The organism is Longicatena sp., from assembly GCF_982403165.1.
Genome location: NZ_CEVYEL010000003.1, coordinates 62,570 through 84,471, shown reverse-complemented (window position 1 = coordinate 84,471; position 21,902 = coordinate 62,570). Strand labels below are relative to the sequence as shown.

Below are 21,902 nucleotides of genomic sequence, written 5' to 3'. Positions count from 1 at the left end.
CTGTATTCAGTACGTTTTAATTATTTGTACTGTCTACTTTTGAGAATCGTATCATTTATGTGCAGCTCTTTTTATTATGCAAAGTGGATTGTTATCAGCAGATGATTTTAATGCTGTTGATGAACAGCCAATAGAGACATTACCAGAAGAAAAGATAGAGACTTCAGCAAGTAAGGTAGCTTCAGAGGATACCCCAACATCAGATAGGAATGAAGAACAATCACTTTTAAAGCAGGATAAACCAGATGAAAACAATAAAGAAACGACTGTAGAAGAGAATGTGCAAAAAGATGTTAAACTATCACAAGATGAAACAGCACTTTCTACATACTATCAGGATAATAAAATTTGTATTTATAATTACAAACAGCTTCAATTAATTGGTAGTGGTAAGCCCGTATATGAAGGGGATGTAAAGGGTGCGATTGGTAATGGCGAGATGATTTTTATAGATGATCAGCCAATCACGTATTCATTGAACCAGGATTATTATCTTATGCAGGATATTGAGTTTGAAAAGTCATCCTTGTGGTATTATCCACAGGATTTTACGGGAACGATAACTTCATATAAAGAACGTAAAGAACATGTATTGTATGATGAAACAACAGATACCATTTATATATACAATCGCTATCAGTTATCTTTGATGCAATCAGCAAATGCTGAGCAGGAATATGTAACAACCGGGGACTGGAATGCGGAAACACTTGGTATTGGACAAGTTTATACATTAAAGGATGGTACACATTTAACCTATGGCAAAGCACATACGTATGTGCTTGCTTCCTCTTTTTCTATCGAAGAGGTAACCTTAAAAGCAGCTGCCCTTGCTTTCACCAATACGGATCAATATCCATCGGTATATGATGGAAGAGAGTATTTTGGACAGGTTGTTAAGACTATTGATAATAAAGATTATATCCTAATTGGGAATCAAAAACAGCTAAGAGCAATCGGTACGGATACAAAAGTCACAGAACCAATTTGGGAAGTATATGAAGAACGTACATCAATTCTCACTTCATGGCAGGTCAAAGAAGACAATGCGGATCATCCAATTCGTCTGTATTATCCAGGAGATGCAGATTTGATTAAGTTTGATGAGACGTTTGACTGGTCTAATAGAGAATTATATGCCGTAAAGAATGGAGAACATAAATTAGGCGATCGTCAAAAATTAGATGGAATCACGATTACGGATGCAACAAAATGTTACAACTACTATGGTAGTAAACTAGATGTCAAGCAAAAATTAACCTATGATGCAACCAGTACAGAACCTATCAATATTGGAAAAGCTGGAGCAACCTATAGCAATACGGCGAATTATATTATTTTCCGTGATATTTATTTAACAGAGGATGGGACAGCTTCAGGAGCGACGGTTGCCTGGGAGCCAATTGAAAATTTCACTGGTACGATGATTGGACAAAAGGGCATGGTTGAAGGCAGTAATGCAATCATTCATAATGTAGAGATCAATCAGACAGATGCTATTAATCAAAAAAGTGAAGGGATATTTACAAAAACTTATCATGAAGAATATGGAATAGGCTTCTTTAGAAGCTTAGCATCAGGTCGAGATAGTAACTTACAGTTTTCTGATGAACCTATTCTTGTATCACATATTACTTTAGATACTGTTCAAGTGAAGACGACAACAAAGAGCATTGATAAGAATGTTTCATTAATTGCTGGTGTTTTAAAGGTATTAGGTCTAGGGGAGAGCTTAAAAGATGATCCAAAATCCTTTGCGACTGGGGCATTAGCTGGTGTTGTAAAAGGAAACGTTCAAATAGACAATTGTCAGGTAACCAATCTTAAGGGAATTACAAATGCAAATAATTATACTGGAGGATTGATAGGATATGTATCAGGCATCACCAAATATGAAGCTATTACAGGGTTGATTGGAGGTACTTTAAAAACATTAAGCGAATTATTAAATGCTTTACCTGTTTTAGGCTTAGGTGATTTAGTTACATTCTTATTAGATGGTGGCTTATTAGATGTGGGAAGCTTAATTCCTATTGGCTATGTGAATGCGGTTATAACAAATTGTTCCGTAAGTTTTGCAAGTGGGGCATCAATTATCGGTAACGATTATACCGGCGGTTTTATCGGGGATATCAGAGGTTCTATCATCCACAATGCGAAAGTTATCACAAATGGTGATAGTGAAATCCAAGGAACAAATTATGTTGGTGGTTTCGCAGGAAGAGCAGCAAATCAAGTCATTGCTGGAGCCCTTTCTTCTTTAGGTATCGATTTGCTAGGTAACTTTCCTGTCAATACCGTCTTCTTAAATTCCCAAATACAAGGTAGCGGTAAACTTAATGTGACGGCAACTTCGACAGAGGATAATGCAGGTTATGCCGGTGGTTTTGTAGGAAGTATGAGCAATAGCTATGCAATTGATTGCAGTGTGAAAAATCTTGGTAAGGTTTCAGGTAAGGACTATGTTGGCGGTTTTAGCGGTAAAGCGGATATGGGAGATGTCGCAGATATCAATGAAAGTGATGATGATAAGCAAGGATTGTTAAAACTGGTTCAAGGATTGTTATCAAGTATCCTAAGTGGGGATAAAAATATTCAAATACTGAATCTAGTAGGTATGCGTCCTTCCGTCATGACGGGAATAGAAGTTAGCGGACAGCAGATTGCGATTATCGCCAGTGGCAAGCATGCCGGAGGACTCACAGGCTATGCTGGGGCAGTACAAATCTCAAATACGGAAGAATTAAAGGATGATACAAAGACAACAACCAAGGAAGTACAGCGGGTTTTAACAAAAAATAATATTTCTTATACGTATGACAAGAAGGGAAATAAAGTTAGCGCATCAACTTCTCTTACTGTATCAGCAATAGAGCATGCCGGTGGTGGCATTGGGAAAGCAACCATGACAAGCTTAAGTGATGTCTTAGGCAGTACGGTAAAAGCTGCGGATTATATGCGGTTTGAAGTAAAAGATATAACGATACAAGGTGGTACAACTGGTTTAAAGGTGAAAGCTACTGGTGCCAATAGTAATGCCGGAGGCGTGATTGGTTATGGATTAGGCGGAGAAGTACGAAATGTGAACTTAACGAATCTAGCATCCATCAGTGCCGGTAAAAACGCCGGAGGTTTTGCCGGGTATTTTGGAAGTGGAACCTTAGCGAGTGTTGGAGGTGTAGATGTCTTAGGATTAGGCTTGATTCAAGCAGATGGCATTCTTAGCTTGGCTGACATGGTGGAAACTATGGTATACGATAGTTCCATTTCCGGTACAACAACAGGGTTTCGTGTAGTGACGAGTGAAACGGACAGTCATAGCGGCGGTTTTATCGGTAACTGTATCAGTGGAAAGGTAAAACGTGCCAGTGTCACTGCTTTACAATCGGTATCTGCACCAATGGATGCCGGAAATGCCGGAGGTTTTATCGGCTATGCGAAAGCCGGAGATGCTTTAGCTACCGTAGGAAATTCAACTAATCTAGCGGGAATTAACCTCACCAATCTATTAGGAGTCATGAGTGCCTTAACACCGGAATTTCAAGATATTACACTTACTTATGTAGCGAATGGTGCTGATCCACAGGTTTCTGCGCAAATCGCTGGTGGTGTCATTGGCGATGGACAGGCAGTTGATATGAATTACCGTGTGAACCATCCGGATGCCGGTGATACATCAGCAGAGGCAAAAACAACGGTAAGTGGTTTAGCATATGTAAAAGGAACAGCTTATGCCGGAGGTTTTGCTGGTCGCTTATTGCCAGGTGATGTTGCACAAACCGGTTCTATCAAGGTATTAAATCTGTTAGATGCTACCCAGTTGCTAAGTGTCATGGATGTCGCATACCCTAAACTTTCTGATATTTCTATTACAGGAGAACAGCTAATTGTTCGTGCAACAGGAAAACAAGGTGATGTTGCATTAGGTGATGCGGGTGGTTTTCTTGGCCATGGCAAGGCGGTGACAATAGCGCATGCCAATATAACAGATGTAAAAGAAGTTATCGGTGCTTATCATGCCGGTGGTTATGTGGGCATCTTACGTTCCGGAAGTGTAGCAGAGGCAAGTGATGCTATAGGAGAATTGTTAAACTCTATTTTAGGTAAATTATTAAATGTAAAAGAATTAACCAGTGTTTTACAAGCTGCCAGCAGTACCATTACGGATGCAAAAGTATCCGGACATGCAAATGATGAGGGCAATGCTGGATTGTATGTACATACTGAAGTGTTTGAAGGAAATGATATATCGCAGGCACAAGGTTATGCCGGTGGTTATGTCGGAGAGATGCAGAGTGGATATATTGATAATCAAGCGAATGCCGTTGATGGACAAAAAGGAACAGCAGTAGAGCATCTTTGGAAAGTAGAAGGGTTACGCTATGCCGGTGGCTTTGGTGGCCTTGTGCAGGCAGGCAGTGTTGCGGAAGTCGGACAAGACAGCAGCCTTTTAAATAAGCTGACACAATTCAATGATACACTTAGTGTTATTCAAGCTTTTGTGCCGGTTATCCAACATGCATCCATACGCTCAATTGCGAGTGGAATGCGTGTGCATGTAAGTGGCAGTGATACAAAAGATAATACAAATGATGTAAATACCGGAAGTGCCGGTGGTTATATCGGTTATGCCAGTGGTGTTCAAATTAGTAACTGTGATGTACAAAAGCTGCAAAATACAAAGGTTGTAGAACCAAAGGATTTGCAGACAAGAGAAGCTAATTCTTATTTTGATGGTACAAGTGACTATGCAATAAAAGGTTATCGCTATGCCGGTGGCTATTTTGGTAAGGTTGTAATCGGCAGCACGGCAGCCATTGGCGGAGTTAAGGTTTTAGATAAGGTTTTAAAGTTGGCAAATGCAGCTTCTGCCTTAAATGTTGTTGTATCCATCGTAGAGCATAGTGATGTTTACGGCGTTGCTTCCGGATTTAATGTTATCGCAAGTGATACGACTGGAAAGATCGGAAAAGCAGGCGGTTTTGCAGGAGATATGCAGGGAACACAGGTTCAAGATGCCAATGTTTATCGTTTTGCTCATATCATAGCCAGAGAAAGTGCCGGTGGCTATGCAGGTACTATACAACCAGGTGATGTGGCAAATGTTGTCACAGGAACAAGTGTATTAGGTGGGCTGATTCAAGCGGATAATCTAGTAAGCGTCCTGCGAACGTTTGTCCCAACAATTAAAAACAGTGAAACAACTTGTATCCCATGTGGCGGTGTCGTAAGAGCAGATGCGCAAAGCAGTGATGGTGTGCTAAGAGGTCTGGCAGGCGGCTATGTCGGTCATAATTTCGGTGGTCAGATTTGGGGCAATGATGGTAGTGATTGGAAGAGCAGTGCCTATACTGGACCACAGCGCAAAGCAAGTATAAAGCGCATTCGTTCGGTATATGGTGTGGAATATGCCGGTGGTTACACAGGTTTGATGCAATGTGCCAATGTGGTAGATACCGGCAGTCTGCATCTCTTATTTGATTTGATTACACTTGATAATCCATTGACTGTAATGCAGTCAGTATATCCTAGCGAAAAGCAAACAGCGGTTTCAGGACCTTTGCGAAATTTGGATATGGCAGAATGGAATGCCTGGGTAAAGGCAGTCGGTGTATATGGGGCATATGGACAACAGTTAAAAGAATTAGGAGAAGTTAATACTGCTGAAGAGTTCACTAACATCATACAAAAATATGCCTATGGTTATGCAGTAAGTGCCGGCCGTAACCAGGATGCTGCAACCTCAATACAAGGAAGTGCAGCTGGTGGCTATGTAGGACGCATGGAAGGCGGTACAATTACAGATGCGATAGCGCAGGACTTAAAAATAAGTAATGCATATCGCAGTGCCGGTGGTTTTGCAGGCGAAATGATAACGGGAACAGTTGCCAAAACCGGTGATATTGATTTAGCTAATGTAAAATTAGCAGGTACGATACCAGCGATAGAATCTTTTGTGCCTGTCATTCACACATCAAGTGTTGAAGGATATCGTGGCGGTGCCAGTATTGCTGCTACTGGTGTCAATCAAACACAAACAACCGGGTATGCCGGTGGTTATGTCGGCTACATGGTTGGCGGACAAATTTGGGGGAATGCGACAACAGCTTGTAATATCGAAAAACTGCGTCGTGTAGATGGGACAAGTTATGTAGGAGGCTATGCGGGTAAAGTAGATCCAGGCAGTGTCACACGTGTGGATACCGCAACCAAGCAAGGACTATTAAATCAGGTACTAAATTTATTGATAGCATCCCCAGCAGATCTTGTTCAAGTATTGAATGCAACGATATCAACCATCCGCTATGCCAAAGTATCCAGCTGGGATGATTGGGGCATTGTCGTAAATGGTGCTTATCAAGAGGGTGTAAATACAGCGTATGCAAAAGCAGCCGGAGGCTTTGCCGGAAGTTTATCAGGCGCGGTATTAGGAGAAGAAAAGACGGCAGATTCCGGTGTCCATGTAGATCGTTTACGTTCTGTTATTGGAGGAGATCATGTTGGAGGTTGTTTTGGAATAGGTGATGTCGATGCAGCAGCACAAGTATCTGGAGATGAAACAACCAATATCCTACATCTTATTAAAACCGGTGGTATTGATGTATTGGATACTTTCCGCACCTATGTATACCATAGTGAGGTTAAAGGAAGTCCACAGGCTGGCTTACATGTTAGCGCACATACGGAATCATCCCAAGGAAGCAATGCATCTTTAGTTTATTATGGCAATGCCGGCGGCTTTGGCGGCAGCTTATTGGATGGCTCTATCAAGAATAGTACCGTGACCAATCTAGCAAAAGTTGAAGGCTTAAATAACACCGGCGGTTTTGTTGGCTATTGTGGCAAGAGCGGTGTCGTTGATGCTGATAAGCTAGATGTTTTAGAAGGTAGCTTTGGAGAACTACTTGGTGGCTCTTTAGGTGTACTGGATGTTTTTGGCTCTAATATCCATGATAGTAAGGTATCCGGTATTGCGGGTGGTTACCTTGTAAACAGTGGGCAAGGAACACAGCCAATTGCCGGTGGCTTTATCGGTTATGGTAATCTTGCCCGCATCGTGAATTGTATTGCCGGAGGTGAAACACAGGAACAAGGAGTCAATCAGGTAGCCAGTCAAGGTATTGCCGGTGGCTTTATTGGCAAAACCGATTTTGCTTATCTGGCCGATGTACAATTCAAGTCAGAACTTGTCAACGCCTTGTTAACGGTTGTTTTAAATCCATTAGTAAAAGCGTTATATATAGACGATTTAGAAAATCTGGGTTTACTTGATATCAATCTTGGCATTCTTAAGGTAAAAGCTTTAAAAGATGGCGATGTAGTCAATCTGAACCTGTTAGGTTTAAAAATTTCGGTTAGTTTGTCAAAAAAATCATCAGAAAATCCAGCTGAAACCGATTTTGCGATTATTACCTTAGGAGATTCTACAATAAAGTTACCATGTAATGAGAATGGATTAATAGATTCTGAGCAGAATGAACAAAACGTCCGCGTCACTTTAATCAAAGCAAATCGAACAAAAGTAGAAAACAGTAAAGTTAACGGTACAAAGTTTGGTTATGATGTATTTGGCGGTGGAGCGGATAATGACAAGGATGTGCAGAAAGAAGAAGGTAGCAGTGGTGGCTTTGTTGGTTTTAACAAAGAAGGACTCTTCTTCGATAACACGATGGAATTGTGTGATACTATCAAGGGTACTGCAAATTCGATTGGACCTTTTACAGGAAAGAGTAGTCTTGCTTCAAGCTATGACTTCAATACGATTGAAAAGGTAGAAGGTGAGAATAATCTCTATCACATTTATCGAAAAGTAAACAGTATATATAACGAAATAACAAAAGAAACGTCCATCTTAACTGATATAACAACAAAGGTTGATGATTGGAATGCATACAGCATTAAACATATCGTCAATGTAAAAGAATTTGAAACGCTGAAAGATGCGCAGCTTGTATCATCTACTTCACAGCAAGCAATTCCATTAAATGCTTATGTATCACCAGCAAAAGCAGTGCTGATGGATGATATATCATCCGGGACTAATGCTTCTGATACAACCAAACCAGAACCATCACAGGAACAAGATCCATGCGATGAATTCTTGAAACTCACAATCAATAAAGTTTGGAAAGATAGTGATAATCGCGATCAGCTGCGACCAGACAAGATCAACATTACACTGCAACGATCATGGATAGAAAATAAGGAAGAGAAAAGTGAAATTGTAACGGGATATGAGAGTTATGTCATCAATGGTGATACAACAAAAGCAACTTGGCAGCATGTACTTACAGATCTGCCAGCTTACAAGACAGCAGAGGATGGAAGTCTTTGTTATTACACCTATACCGTAAGTGAAACAGCAATACCAGACTATATTACCAAAATAGATAGTTCACAGGATCATACAACCTTTACGATTACCAATAGTCATTTTGCAATACTGCCAGATACCGGTGGCATGGGAATCTTTATGTTTATTCTGGTGGGAGGCTGTATATTGATCGTTATGCTTTATAGTGATGTGATAAGGCATCAGAAAAGAAGAAAGGAGCGGCTAGCTATGAAGAAACAGCAGCGACAAAGTAATTCACCACCTGCTTGATACAAAGCAGAAAAATATTCATAACAGAAAAGGAAAGAGGGAAAACAAATGAAAAGAATATTTGCAAGTTTTATGGCAGTGGCAGTTGCCTTTGTCATGGTGTTAGGGTTTGGTAAGCCAATCACGGCTGCGGATGGACAAGGAAGTTTAACAATCAACGGTACGAAAGATGGTAAAACGGTGGAATTGTATCAATTGTTTAGTGCTACAAAAAGTGGTGATAATGTCGCATATACATTGAATACGGATTTCGAAGAGTATTTCCTTACGTTACCTGGATTTACTGGTAAGGCAGATGATGCTTTGTCAACTGCTGCATATGATTATGTAAGTGGATTAAATGAGGATACAGCTAAAGTAGATTTTGCCAAAAATGTTCTAAATTGGTTAGTCACCACAGAAAAAGGAAAAACAATAAATCCGACAAAATCTGAGACAGCTAATGCAGATAGTTTAACGATAGCAGATATATCATACGGATATTATTTGGTTTATCCAAAGGGTGCAGCAGACACAGTAAATGGGACTAATGAATTAGTAAAGAGTCCAGCTATGTTAGTTAGTATTCATAAAACTGAAACAACAATTAATATGAAAAGTACATATCCGACAGTGGATAAGGTAATCGTAGATGGAAACACTAATATAGCAAAAGATGCAAATATCGGTGACACGGTAACTTTTAAATTGACATCCGTTGTTCCTGATATGACCGGTTATAGTAGTTATACTTTTAACTTTAAGGATACATTATCAGAGGGTTTAACATTTGGCGAGATTAGCAGTGTGAAAATAGGGGAAAAGATTTTAACGGAAGATAATACAGATACACCGAAAGAGGATACATATACTTTAACTAAAAATGGGCAAAGCATTACAATAACCTTTAATAACTTTATTTCTAACAAGGATTCAGTAGGAGTATCAATAGAGGTTACGTATACAGCTATTTTAAATGAAAAAGCAGTTTCCGGAATGAATCCGAATTCCAATAGCGCAACTGTAGAGTATAGCAATGACCCATCGAATCCAGCAACAGGAACTGAAGACTCTGAGCCTAGTGTAGTTGATGTACATACTTTTGATTTTACGATTTATAAGTATTATTTAACAGATACAAATGATGCTGAATCAAAAACACCTTTAGCTGGGGCACAATTTGAATTGTATAAAGCAGATGGTACTTCTAAAATTAATTTAATTGCCTTTACTGGAGGAAATTACCGACAGGCTACTTCAGAGGAGGCAAATAAAGAAGGTTTTACTTCAGCTGTTATAACCTCTGATGATGATGGTAAAGTAAAAATAAGTGGACTTGATGCTGGAACTTATAAGTTAAAAGAAATCAAAGCTCCTGATGGTTACAATAAACTTGTAGGAGATGTAACGATCAAGATTGCGCCAACTTATAATACTAGTACACAAAAATTAGAGAAAGTGGATGTTACATATACAATAGGAGATCAATCAAAAACAATAACAATAACAAATAAAGATGCTTCTCCAGAAATTCCAATTGAGAACAAATCAGGCAGTGTATTACCGGATACAGGTGGGAATGGTACGATTATGTTCACTATCGTTGGTGTTGGTATTTTAGCAGTGATGATTAGCTGTTCTGCCATTAGTAGAAAACGCAGAAGAGCATAAGTAAAAAGGAAGAACAGGACTTTATTTAAGAAAATCACCTGTTTTTTCCGCAATGGGCATGAGAAAGCTTGTGCCTATTGCGGAAGAAAGATAAGATTGAGGATGAGGTTATGAAAAGACGAATCTTTATGTGTTTGCGAATATGTGGCTATCTGATAGGGTTAGGTATCTTATTTTATCCGGCTATTAGCAATTATTTGAATCAGCGACATGCGACAACGATTGCTACAGATTATGAACAGGAAGTATCACATATTACGCAACAGCAAGAAGATGAAATGATGCAAAAGGCATTGGCATATAATCGAACATTAATTGGAAACAGTGAGATACTTGATCCCTTCAGTGAAGAAGCGAAACAGTTGAAGCATACTACTTATAATAAACTGCTAGATATAGATGGAAATGGCATGCTTGGTTATATTGAGATACCGAAGATTCATATTTTATCGCCAATTTATCACGGAATAAGCGAACGTGTATTACAATCTGGTATCGGACATTTACCAGAAACTTCTTTGCCGGTGGGCGGGGAAACAAGTCATACGGTATTATCTGGACATCGGGGATTGCCTAGCGCAAAACTTTTTACCGATCTGGATAAAATGGAAAAAGGGGACGTATTTTACATCAAAGTTTTGCATCATACCCTTGCTTATCAGGTGGATCAGATACTAACTGTGAAACCAACACAAACCCAGGCGTTATCCATAGTAGAAGGAAAAGATTATGTAACTTTATTGACGTGTACGCCTTATGCGATAAATACACATCGCCTATTAGTGAGAGGAACAAGGATTCCTTATGAGGAAGCTGTTAAAATAGCTGATGAAATGGAATTAAAGGCTGAATTGCCATTCTATATTAAAGCATTAGGTGTTGCATGTATTGTATTAATTGGGGTATATATAAGTGTAAAGTGGTATGTACGAAAGAAAGGAAACGCATATGAAGAAAGGAAATAAACGATATAAAATCAGTATTGGTATTTTCTTCTGCAGTCTGCTTTTTATAATGCCTTTTGGTATTGCATACGCAAAGGAATATGGAAATGTCATTATCAAAGCAATCATACAAAAGGATGGTGATGATAGGCACGCATTACAAAATGTATCGTTTGCGATATACAAAGTTGCCGATTGGAAAGATTCAGAATGGACTCAAAGTGGTGATTTTCTGCATGTATCACTGAATTTAGATGATATGGATTCTTTGCATCAAAAACAAAATGCTCAAATGTTAGCCGATTATGTACATGAGCATGGTTTAAAAGGTATACAGAGTACAACTAATAGTCAAGGTGAAGCGGTTTTTACTAAGCAAGAAGCGGGGATGTATTTATTAGTACAAGAAAAGCAGGCAACTCTACAAGACAGTATTTATAGCAGTGCCCCATCGTTGTTTAGTGTTCCATTGCAGATGGATGGGAAAGAACAATGGGAAGTTGTGATAGAACCAAAATTTGAAAACAAAACTTTACCAATACAAGACGATGATTCTTCTGCCTCTCATCAAAAAGACCCCTCTTTCGCAACGGGGAATGATGCATCATCTTCTGCAAATAAAGATGTGCAGACGAAAGATATTACCAGGAGAATAGAGATCTTGAGCCTCTTCTTAGGCAGTGGAGGGCTATTGCTGCTCTATGGAAAGTATAGAAAAGCAAGTCAAAATTTATGAAGAAATTGTAAATAATTGACGGTTGACAAAAAAGATGAATTGCGATAAAGTAGGAAAGACAAAAAAATCATATAGAGGCAGCGATGCGTCAGAGTAGGAGTAGGAGCCGGCAGGCAGTGAAAACTTTGAAAGGTAATCATCGCCGAAGGTGATTTTCCGGCGGGGAAGTTATCTGGGGTTATCTGGAAATACCGATAACACTCCTTCATGTAAGATGAAGAGGAGCTATTGACACTCGAACTATGGAGTCGTGCAATAGCGCGACTTTTTTGTGTATTAAGAAAAGAGGTAAAAAAATGAAACTTAAGAAATTAGCAACAGCCGCATTGGCAATGACATTTGTGCTTTCCGGATGTGGAGGAAGCGAAGATGATGGAAAAAATGTATCTAGCGTAACTGGTAAAGAAAAGTTTGTAGTTGGTATGGAATGTAACTATGCGCCATTTAATTGGCAGAGCAATGAGCAGACAGATACCAGTGTAGCAATCGGTGGAGCCGGTTATTGTGATGGCTATGATGTACGTGTGGCACGTTATGTGGCAGAACAGTTGGATCGTGAAATCGAAGTTAAAAAAGTTAGCTGGGAAGGATTACAGCCAGCATTGAATTCAGGTGAGATTGATGCGGTGATTGCTGGGATGACAGCCGATGATAAACGCCGCGCAGGTATGGATTTTACTACGCCATATTATGAAAGTGAAATGGTTATGATCGTTCGTAAGAGTGATAAAAAGGTTGCAAAATACAATGATATTCAACAATTTAAGGGCAAAACCGTTATTGGTCAGAAGAGTACGAATTATGATACGGTCATTGATCAAATCAAAGGGGTAAAGCATGCAACACCAAAAGCGACTTATCCTGAAATGATCGTGGCTTTACAGAAAAAAGAAGTGGATGGTATTACAGCGGAACTTCCTGTAGCTGAAGGGGCAGTTGCGGCTAATAAGGATCTTACCATTGTACATTTCAAAAAAGGGAAGGGCTTTGACATTGATACAAGTGTTTCTATTGCTATGAAGAAAGGGACTAGTGATTCCCAGCTCTTTAAAGACGTTCAAAAAGCAGTTGATAATCTTTCTAAGAAAACGCGAGATGAATGGATGAAAGAAGCACGAAAAGCTCAGCCTAAGGCAGAATAAGGAGGAGTTTCTTACATGGTAATTGCTGCTGTTCCTGAAGGAATGCTGCCAAAAGCCTGGTGGATATTCCAAAACAATATACCATTATTATGGTATGGTATTAAGATTACGTTAATGTTGGCAGTATTGGGCACTTTCTTCGGTTTATTGATTGGTCTAGTGCTTGGTGGTGTCAGAGCCGTAAAAATAGAGCCGCGTGATCGTATGCCAATACGTATAGTAAAACGTATCTTGCATAGCATTGTGGCAGTATATGTATGGTTTTTTAGGGGTACGCCAATGATGGTACAGGCAATGTTTCTGTATTATGCATTGCGCCCTTATCTGGGATGGAGTGCTAATGTTGCTGGAGTCGTCATCATATCTGTAAACACGGGTGCTTACATGTCCGAAATCATACGAGCAGGGATTCAATCTATCGATAAGGGGCAAATTGAGGCTGCTCGAAGTCTTGGTATGACAAATACACAGACCATGACAGCCATCGTTTTACCACAAGCCATTCGCAACTCCTTCCCTTCTTTAGGCAATGAATTAATTGTTAATATCAAAGATAGTTCTATGCTGAATGTCATTGGCGTAATGGAATTGTTTTTCCAATCTAGTTCTGTAGCGGGAAGTATGATGCTGTTTACGGAAACCTTTCTATCTACCTGTGTTATTTATTTGCTATTGACGAGTGCTGCTACGCTATTGTTGACATGGATTGAAAAACGTCTGCATATGCCTAAGACTTCCTTTCCGACTAGTCAAAGCGTACCTAAGGCAGGTGATTTGGCATGAGTGATACTTTGTTAGAAATTCGTCATTTAAAAAAACATTTTGGTTCTTTGGAAGTGTTAAAGGATATTGATTTTCACTGTGATAGCAATGAGGTTATTACTATTATTGGTTCTAGCGGAAGTGGAAAATCAACGTTATTACGCTGTATCAATTTATTAGAAACACCGGATGCCGGTGAAATACTTTATCATGGTAAGGATATCTTAAAGGGTGAGTTGAATTTGAATGTTCATCGATCACATGTTGGTATGGTGTTTCAGTCATTTAATTTATTCAATAATAAAACGGTATTAGAAAACTGTATGCTAGGCCAGCTCAAGGTCTTGAAACGCAGTAAAGAAGAGGCGAAGGCAAAAGCGTTGGATAATCTGCGTAAGGTTGGTATGGAGATGTTTGCCAATGCCAGCAGTATGCAGCTATCTGGCGGTCAGAAGCAGCGTGTGGCAATTGCTCGCGCTTTGTGTATGGATCCTGAAATCCTATTGTTTGATGAGCCAACCAGTGCATTAGATCCGGAAATGGTAGGTGATGTTCTGTATGTCATGAAACAATTGGCTAAAGATGGTTTAACCATGATCGTCGTAACACACGAAATGGCATTTGCTCATGATATCAGTTCACGTGTCGTATTTATGGATCAAGGTGTTATTTGTGAGCAGGGAACACCGAGTGAGCTTTTTGAGCATCCACAAAATGAACGTACGAAAGCATTTTTAAAACGCTATCGATTACAAAAGCAATAAACAAAAAAAGATAATCCAAAGGGAGCACTTAGTTCCTTTTGTCATCATGAATCTGTAGGGAAAAAGCACAACCGTGTAATCTCCCTACTTTTTCTATGACAACTTCAGTTTCGAGATGTTTGTAAATAATACGCGATGTTCCATTGCATTTTCACCTTGTATTCGTTACTATTAAATAGATGATACATGGAGAAAATACGAGGTTAGGAATATGCACAACAAGGAACTTTATTTAGAGATGATGTGCAGTTTTTTTAGGAAGGCTGTGAATAGGAGTGAATATACAAGCTTGACGATGCAATACTAGGGTTGTTTTCATGAAGACACATATCATCATGCGTGGATACTCGCTTTTTTATGCAGTGTATTTGTACCAACAGCGCTTCTTTCTTCATTTGTTTGTAATTGGAAGAAGCGGATAAATTCAAGATGTGGGCATTGATGTTTTAAGTGCGATGTTCGGTTTGCAAATGCGCAAAAGGTATTTAGCTAAGAAACAGCATAAATAGCAGATAGGGAGATGAGTAAGGATGGATGTGCATACGATAGCACCAATTTTATTTCAAACAGTAAAAGCAGCCGGTGTTGTGGCAAGAAATTTACAGGCCAATATTCAAAACGAAGGGAAAACCATTGAACGTGAAGAACGAGAAAGTGATGCACATTTTGCAATGAGAGAAGCGAAAACTAAGGTGGATGAGTTAGTACAGGAGATGCTGTTACAAAGTGTGTATCCTTATCTTGGTCATATGGTAACTTTAGATGTGGAAGAGGATACACCCTCGTTGCGCTTATATCCAAAGCAGGATCATGCATATACCCTCATTATTGATCCAATTGATGGTACGCTGCCCTACATTCAGCAGGCGGATACCTATTCGATATGTGTGACTTTGCTGCAAGAACATGAGCCACTTATTGTAATTGTTTATTTTCCAGCACGTGATGTTTGCTATTCTTATGTTGAGGATGCTGGAACAATGTATTATGAACAGGCATCCTTAAAAACTTATGAACAGGGTGAAAAATTGACCTTTCCTTCGCAACCGCCAATGCCCAAATTACTGTTTAAGAATGCGCGGGTTCCTCAAGCGTTGGTAGAAAAAATGCAAGATGCGGGATATGAAGTGATCGATGATCAAGTGCATGGATGGAACTGTCCTGCTGCAATACTGGCTTGTATGCGTTATGAAGCTATGGCGTATTGTTGCGCAAAGCGCAATTTGCGAGATGTCATGCTAGCGATGATCATGGCTAAGATGCAGCATGGATATGCTTATGATTTTAAAGGAAATCCCATCCTTTGGAATACACATGGTCGACAAGCGGAAATCGTTGTCAGCGGCTACGATTTAACGGAATTCTTCAAGATATTAGAGAGAAATTAAATTTAAAATATACAAAATGGAGAAAATTTACGCTTTTCTCTTTTTTTTATCGTATGACAGTATGGTAGGAGGTATGGCATGGAAAAGATACATATACAAAAACAAATTACACAGCAAATTAAGAAAGAAATGCTGTTTTTGCAACGATATGCAGAAGAATTGCGGCTGCATAGTGTCTTATATGAGGAAGATGGCAGGCATCTGCAAATTGAAGATGAGCTTGTGGATTATTTGCATTATACAAGAAGTGTCTTAGATTTACGAAATGACTGTAAACAGAGGAAAGAGCCAGTCTTAAAAGCAATGGAGCAACGAAATTTGCGACATCTGCAGAAACAAAGTCGTGATCATCATGCATATCAATTGCTTCAAACGATTTTACAATTACCCAAGCAAGAGAAAGATCTATTGTTAGATATGTATGTCCGCGGCTTAGATCGCAGAATCATCATGCTGCATCAAGGAGATATCGTAGAAAGCACATTATATCGTCGCTTGCAACGAGCGTATCAGCATGTATATGAACTTTTGCGCTATATGTAAGATAGTTATTTTTTCAAAGGTGACACTATGCAACTCTTAGGATTTCTTAAGGCTTTCTTACAAAGTTGTTAGCAGTCAATCTATTCCATATATGGAAAATATGATATAATACTTCTGTCAAAGCAGAAAAAGGTTAACTTTTTTTGTTTCTTGCGATAACAGGAGGGAATCAGATTGGATAAACGAATTGTCATTAATATGCTTTCCAATGCCGATAAAGTGGAAGGCCAGGGAGTAGGAAGTGCTTATCTGGAACAGGTGAAACTAGTCAGCGAAGGCGCAAGTGATCTGTTCGATGTTCGCATCAACAGTGTGAAAAAAGCAGATATCGTTCATTCTCATACGATAGAACCGCAGAATTATCTGCGTATGAAAAATAATAAAAATGCTAATGTATGTTATGTACATTTTTTACCTGATACCTTAGATGGCAGTATTCAATTGCCTAAGGCATTATTTCATGTATTCAAAAAATATGTTATAAGCTTCTATAAGACAGCCGATTATCTGATTGTTGTAAATCCGACGTTTATGAAAGAATTGGAAACTTATGATATACCTAAAGAAAAGATGGTATATATTCCCAATTATGTGTCCAAGGAAGACTTTTATGAAAAAAGTGAAGAAGAACGTTTCGCTATACGTAAGAAATATGGCATTACGGAAGATGCTTTTGTCGTTATTGGCGTTGGTCAGGTACAGACTCGTAAAGGGGTGCTGGACTTTATTGAGGTTGCTAAAAAATTACCGCATATTCAATTCGTTTGGTGTGGTGGGTTCTCTTTTGGAAAGATTACCGATGGCTATGAAGAACTGAAAAAAGTCGTTGAAAATCCACCTGCAAATGTGAAATTTTTAGGCATCATTCCACGCAGTGAAATGAATGATATTTATAACATGAGCAATCTGTTATTCATGCCATCTTATAATGAATTGTTTCCTATGTCCATCTTGGAAGCAGTGAATTTAAAACGCCCATTAGTCTTACGTAATTTGGAATTATATGAGGATATTTTATTTCATAAATATCAATGTGGGGAATCCAATGAAGACTTTGTGATGTTGATTGACCGATTACAAAAGGATACGGCGTTTTATCAACAAAGCAGTGAGGATTCCGCTTATATCAGTCAGTATTATTCAAAAGAAAATGTCTTGCAGATCTGGAAGGACTTTTATACAAGGGTTTATCAAGAGCAAGAAAGTGGGGAACTGCTGAGAAGACGCAAAGAAGAAAAGAAAGCGAAAAAATAAGCAGTAATAACTGTCTGTTTTGCGCTTAAGGCATATCTTATATCTTTGTTGTTCATTATTTAAAAGATAGCGATATGCTGTTGATCGCATTTGTTGAGCGGTCTTAAAAGCGAGGGATTAAGATGAAAAATTCTGTAAAGAGTTATGTCCTGAATTTCCTGCTGATCATTGGGTTGACCGTTGTTGCCTTATGGTTTGCATTAAAGGATCATTATCAGGAGGTCATGACGCTGATCGGCGGTATGCACTGGTACTGGCTTGTGATCATTTTGCTGTGGGGAATTGCCTATGCCTGTGTGGTAGGCTGGATCTTAGCAGTATTTGCTAAAAGAAGTAAAAAAGATTATACCGTTTTACAAGGTATCGCAAATGGTTTTGTAGGTATCTTTTTCAGTGGTATCACACCTAGTGCAACCGGCGGACAATTTGCGCAAGCGTATATATTTAAGAAACAGGGGATTAAATTCAGTGATGGTGCCAGTATCTTATGGGCTGATTTTATTGTCTATCAAACAACGATGATGCTGTATGTTACCATTTTGTTTCTGGCACGTTTTTCTCATTTTATGGCAATCATCGGTCCATTGTTTTTTGGTATCTTATTGGGTTATCTTGTGAATGTATGTGTGATTGGTGTCTTGTGGACAATGGCGTTGTTTCCTCGATTATATGTGCGATTGTCACAAGGCTGTGTAAAGATTTTGGCAAAATTGCATATTGTAAAAAATAAAGAGAAGACATTAAGCAGCTGGACGGCACAGATGGAATCTTTCACTACAGAAATCAAAAAGATGCAGCATGAGAAAAAGATGATCTTACAGGCGGTTGTATTGAATATAGTACGAATGACGATACAATTTACATTGCCTTACTTTATCATGAAAGCAATGGGGGTTTCTGTAGGGGCAGATCGTTTTATTGATTGTCTAGCACTTTCCAGTTTTGTCTTAATGGCCAATGCCTTTATCCCCATACCCGGGGCGAGTGGAGGAACAGAATTGGTCTTTACGGCTTTATTTCAATCCGTAGTAAAACATGCAGCATTAGCAAGCGGCGTTATGATCCTATGGCGTTTTTCAACCTACCATGTTGTCATGCTGGTGGGGGTTGTCGTCTTCTTGTTCTTAAAACGGAAATATGATAGTGAAAAATGGATGAAAGAGGAAAAGGAGGCGGATGTATGCGAATAGGTTTATTCACCGATACATATACACCAGATATTAATGGAGTTGTATCCAGCATCGTTACTTTACAAAAAGAACTAGAAAAAAACGGTCATGATGTTTTTGTTATTACCAATCATAAAGCAGCTCGCATGAAAAAAGAAGGCAATGTACTGCGCCTGCCTGGATTAGAATTAAAATGGCTGTATGGGTATAAGTTGTCTACTCCATATCATTTTGCAGCACGTGATGAAGTGCGTAAAATGAATTTAGATGTAATACATGTGCATACGGAATTCGGTGTAGGCATGTTTGCTCGCATCGTGGCAAAATATTTGAATATTCCAGTCGTAACGACATATCACACCATGTATGAGGATTATACGCATTATATCAATCGTTTTGATATCGATGAAGTAGATAAGGTATCAAAAAAAGTGATATCAACCTTTTCAAGAGCGATATCAGATAGTGCACAGGCAGTTATATCACCAAGTGAGAAAACAAAAGAGACATTGCAGAAATATGGTGTTAAGACACCGATTTATGTGATTCCTACCGGCTTGAATTTTGAGAACTTTAATCGTGAATCCATTAACATGGAGAAGGTGAAGGAAATTCGGCATCAATATGGAATTGCCGATGATGATCATGTGATTACATTTGTTGGTCGCATTGCACCAGAAAAAAGTGTGGATATTCCGATTGAAGGATTCCGTTATATAGATGATCCTAAAATTAAGCTGCTGATTGTTGGCGGTGGTCCACAGCTGGATGAATTGCAAGCGATGGTAAAAAAATACCATTTAGAAAACCATGTGATTTTCACTGATAAAAAGCCAAGAGAAGAAGTACCATATTATTATGCGTGTGCAGATTGCTTTGTGTCTGCATCCTTAACGGAAACACAAGGCATGACATATATCGAAGCGCTAGCTTGTGAATTACCGGTTTTTGCTCGATGGGATGATGTTTTAAAAGATCTTGTTGTCGAAAACGACAGTGGCTTTTTATTTGATACACCGCAGGAATTTGCTCGCAAGCTAATAGCATTCTTTGCTTTACCACAAGATGAACGTGATGCTTTCCGCAAGCGTGCAAAAGCAAAAATTGTAAAATACGATTCTAAGGTTTTTTATTCTAAGGTCATGTCAGTTTATTATCAGGCGATTGATGATTTTGAGGATGCATATGAAGTCGTAAAAATTAAGACATTAGATGATTATGTTCGCATTTATGTGGAAAACGATAAAGAAGATCAGCCAATTAAAATATTGATACGACTGGATGATTATTTCACCTATAAGATTCGTCTGCATACAATGTTGGATCGTTATACCGTAGCGGATTTCCAACATAAGGAAATTCGTTTAGAAGCTTATCGTGCTGCTATTCGCAAATTACGTATAAAGGATTATACACGCAAAGAAATGATGTTGTATTTTAATCGTCTGCCAGGCTTAGGGAAAGAAGATGTTGAAATATTGCTGAATGAATTAGAAGAAAAAGGCTATATCAATGATCAGCGTTATGTATTGGATCGCTTGGATAGCATGCAGTTTTCATTGACCGGGAAAGGGAAGATTCGACGTACCTTGTTAAATAAGGGAATTGATCCTGAGATCATTGATCAGGCGTTAAACAATTTTGATGATGTACAAGAAGCAGATAAGGCTCGTAAAATGGCTGAAAAATTAATGAATAGTGTGAAAGATAAGTCGGCTGCTATGAAAAAGCAAACGATCATTCAAAAGTTGATTCGTCAGGGCTTTGATGGTGATTTGGCAAGATCGAGCGCAGAAGAACTTGATTTTTCCGGTGTCGATGACAGCGAAGCATTAACGAAGACCATTCAAAAAGCGTTGCGTAATTATGCAAGGCGCTATCAGGGTGTTCAGTTGCGCAATAAGGTCATTGCATATTGTCTACAAAAGGGCTTTCGGCATGAAGATGTAATAGCAAAAATAGAAGAAATGGAGTGGCAAGATGAATAAAACATTAGCAGAGCTTGAAGATGGTTTTCGTGGGGAAATCACGGTATTGCTACTTCAGGTAAATAAAGGCGTCACAGCGAAGGGAGCACCCTATCTGTCCTTTCAATTACAAGATAAGACAGGCAGCATGGATGCGAAATATTGGAATGTTCCAGAGAACTTGTTATATGCTTATAAACCGGGAATGTTGGTTAAAGTGAGTGGTGATGTCTTATGTCATCAAAAACAGCTTCAGTTTCGTGTAAATCACATGGAAGAAGTAAATGATGAAGAATATGATATTTGGAACTTTGTGAAGAGTGGACCAATTGCGAAAGATGAATTACAAAAAGAAATTACGGCTTATGTAGCATCTATTCGAAATGAAGCCATTCATGCAATCACACAAGCGTTTATCACGGATTATGAAAAAGATTTTTATACATATCCGGCAGCTATGAAAAATCATCATGATTTTGTGAGTGGCTTGGCAACCCATGTGTTAGGCATGCTGCATATGGCGGATGCTTTATGCAAGCAATACACATTGTTGAATCGTGATCTGTTGATTGCCGGAGTGATCTTACATGATATCGGAAAACTGATTGAATTAAGCGGAGCGGTTGTGACGGATTATACCAAAGAAGGCAAATTGTTGGGACATATCAGTATTATGCAAAGCAAAGTGGAAGAAAAAGCAAAACAGCTTGGTTATACAGGGGAAGAGGTGCTGTTGCTGCGACATATGATCCTTGCTCATCATGGACAATACGCTTATGGATCTCCGGTGTTACCAATGATTCCAGAAGCGGAAATGCTGTACTTGCTGGATAATATGGATGCACGTATGCAGTCAATGGAAAAGGCATTGGCACCAATAGAGCCAGGAGGCTTTACTCCGCGCATCTTTGCGATGGAAAATCGCTTTCTTTATAAAAGTACATTAGGGAATAACTCAAAAAAATGAGTATTCCCTTT

The 21,902-nt window shown here is 39.0% G+C and carries 13 protein-coding genes and 1 riboswitch; all 13 genes read left to right on the top strand.

The window, feature by feature from the left end:
* Positions 1-76 precede the first annotated feature (76 nt).
* The 13 genes from AC1VS3_RS01255 (at position 77) to AC1VS3_RS01195 (ending at position 21,891) form a co-directional block, all read left to right on the top strand.
* Positions 77-8,605: a Cna B-type domain-containing protein gene (locus AC1VS3_RS01255; RefSeq protein WP_119957545.1), complete on the top strand. Its 8,529-nt coding sequence runs from the start codon at positions 77-79 to the stop codon at positions 8,603-8,605.
* Between the two features lie 48 nt (positions 8,606-8,653).
* Positions 8,654-10,255 (top strand): SpaH/EbpB family LPXTG-anchored major pilin, encoded by a 1,602-nt coding sequence (locus AC1VS3_RS01250; protein WP_008687603.1) that lies wholly within the window; start codon positions 8,654-8,656, stop codon positions 10,253-10,255.
* Between the two features lie 110 nt (positions 10,256-10,365).
* The gene (locus AC1VS3_RS01245; RefSeq protein WP_008687605.1) at positions 10,366-11,220 is read left to right on the top strand and encodes a class C sortase; all 855 of its coding nucleotides are present in this window, start codon (positions 10,366-10,368) and stop codon (positions 11,218-11,220) included.
* Positions 11,204-11,935: a pilin N-terminal domain-containing protein gene (locus tag AC1VS3_RS01240; RefSeq protein ID WP_008687608.1), complete on the top strand. Its 732-nt coding sequence runs from the start codon at positions 11,204-11,206 to the stop codon at positions 11,933-11,935. Before AC1VS3_RS01245 ends, AC1VS3_RS01240 begins: the two co-directional genes overlap by 17 nt.
* Before the next feature lie 64 nt (positions 11,936-11,999).
* A riboswitch (Lysine riboswitch) is annotated at positions 12,000-12,171 on the top strand.
* A 60-nt stretch (positions 12,172-12,231) separates the two neighbouring features.
* The gene (locus AC1VS3_RS01235; protein ID WP_008687610.1) at positions 12,232-13,077 is read left to right on the top strand and encodes a transporter substrate-binding domain-containing protein; all 846 of its coding nucleotides are present in this window, start codon (positions 12,232-12,234) and stop codon (positions 13,075-13,077) included.
* 15 nt (positions 13,078-13,092) lie between these two features.
* Entirely contained in the window at positions 13,093-13,860 is a 768-nt protein-coding gene (locus AC1VS3_RS01230; RefSeq protein WP_008687612.1) for an amino acid ABC transporter permease, read from the top strand.
* Entirely contained in the window at positions 13,857-14,603 is a 747-nt protein-coding gene (locus AC1VS3_RS01225) for an amino acid ABC transporter ATP-binding protein (RefSeq protein WP_008687616.1), read from the top strand. The genes AC1VS3_RS01230 and AC1VS3_RS01225 overlap by 4 nt, the downstream gene beginning before the upstream one ends.
* Positions 14,604-15,133: 530 nt before the next feature.
* Positions 15,134-15,991, top strand: coding sequence for an inositol monophosphatase family protein (locus AC1VS3_RS01220; RefSeq protein WP_008687618.1), 858 nt, complete (start codon positions 15,134-15,136; stop codon positions 15,989-15,991).
* A gap of 78 nt (positions 15,992-16,069) precedes the next feature.
* Positions 16,070-16,534, top strand: coding sequence for a hypothetical protein (locus tag AC1VS3_RS01215; RefSeq protein ID WP_008687620.1), 465 nt, complete (start codon positions 16,070-16,072; stop codon positions 16,532-16,534).
* A 174-nt stretch (positions 16,535-16,708) separates the two neighbouring features.
* Complete coding sequence (locus AC1VS3_RS01210; RefSeq protein ID WP_008687622.1) at positions 16,709-17,788, top strand: glycosyltransferase family 4 protein; 1,080 nt, start codon at positions 16,709-16,711, stop codon at positions 17,786-17,788.
* 122 nt (positions 17,789-17,910) lie between these two features.
* Positions 17,911-18,978, top strand: a complete 1,068-nt coding sequence (locus tag AC1VS3_RS01205) for a lysylphosphatidylglycerol synthase transmembrane domain-containing protein (protein ID WP_481275479.1) — start codon at positions 17,911-17,913, stop codon at positions 18,976-18,978.
* A complete protein-coding gene (locus tag AC1VS3_RS01200; RefSeq protein WP_008687625.1) occupies positions 18,969-20,945 on the top strand; it encodes a RecX family transcriptional regulator in 1,977 nt (658 codons plus the stop codon). Before AC1VS3_RS01205 ends, AC1VS3_RS01200 begins: the two co-directional genes overlap by 10 nt.
* Positions 20,938-21,891 carry a 3'-5' exoribonuclease YhaM family protein gene (locus AC1VS3_RS01195; protein WP_008687627.1) on the top strand — a complete coding sequence of 318 codons (954 nt, stop codon included), beginning with the start codon at positions 20,938-20,940 and terminating at the stop codon, positions 21,889-21,891. The genes AC1VS3_RS01200 and AC1VS3_RS01195 overlap by 8 nt, the downstream gene beginning before the upstream one ends.
* Positions 21,892-21,902: the final 11 nt, after the last annotated feature.

Coding starts and splice junctions, on each gene's coding strand:
- AC1VS3_RS01255 (WP_119957545.1), top strand. CDS start 77: ATGCAAAGTGGATTGTTATCAGCAGATGATTTTAATGCTGTTGATGAA.
- AC1VS3_RS01250 (WP_008687603.1), top strand. CDS start 8,654: ATGAAAAGAATATTTGCAAGTTTTATGGCAGTGGCAGTTGCCTTTGTC.
- AC1VS3_RS01245 (WP_008687605.1), top strand. CDS start 10,366: ATGAAAAGACGAATCTTTATGTGTTTGCGAATATGTGGCTATCTGATA.
- AC1VS3_RS01240 (WP_008687608.1), top strand. CDS start 11,204: ATGAAGAAAGGAAATAAACGATATAAAATCAGTATTGGTATTTTCTTC.
- AC1VS3_RS01235 (WP_008687610.1), top strand. CDS start 12,232: ATGAAACTTAAGAAATTAGCAACAGCCGCATTGGCAATGACATTTGTG.
- AC1VS3_RS01230 (WP_008687612.1), top strand. CDS start 13,093: ATGGTAATTGCTGCTGTTCCTGAAGGAATGCTGCCAAAAGCCTGGTGG.
- AC1VS3_RS01225 (WP_008687616.1), top strand. CDS start 13,857: ATGAGTGATACTTTGTTAGAAATTCGTCATTTAAAAAAACATTTTGGT.
- AC1VS3_RS01220 (WP_008687618.1), top strand. CDS start 15,134: ATGGATGTGCATACGATAGCACCAATTTTATTTCAAACAGTAAAAGCA.
- AC1VS3_RS01215 (WP_008687620.1), top strand. CDS start 16,070: ATGGAAAAGATACATATACAAAAACAAATTACACAGCAAATTAAGAAA.
- AC1VS3_RS01205 (WP_481275479.1), top strand. CDS start 17,911: ATGAAAAATTCTGTAAAGAGTTATGTCCTGAATTTCCTGCTGATCATT.
- AC1VS3_RS01200 (WP_008687625.1), top strand. CDS start 18,969: ATGCGAATAGGTTTATTCACCGATACATATACACCAGATATTAATGGA.
- AC1VS3_RS01195 (WP_008687627.1), top strand. CDS start 20,938: ATGAATAAAACATTAGCAGAGCTTGAAGATGGTTTTCGTGGGGAAATC.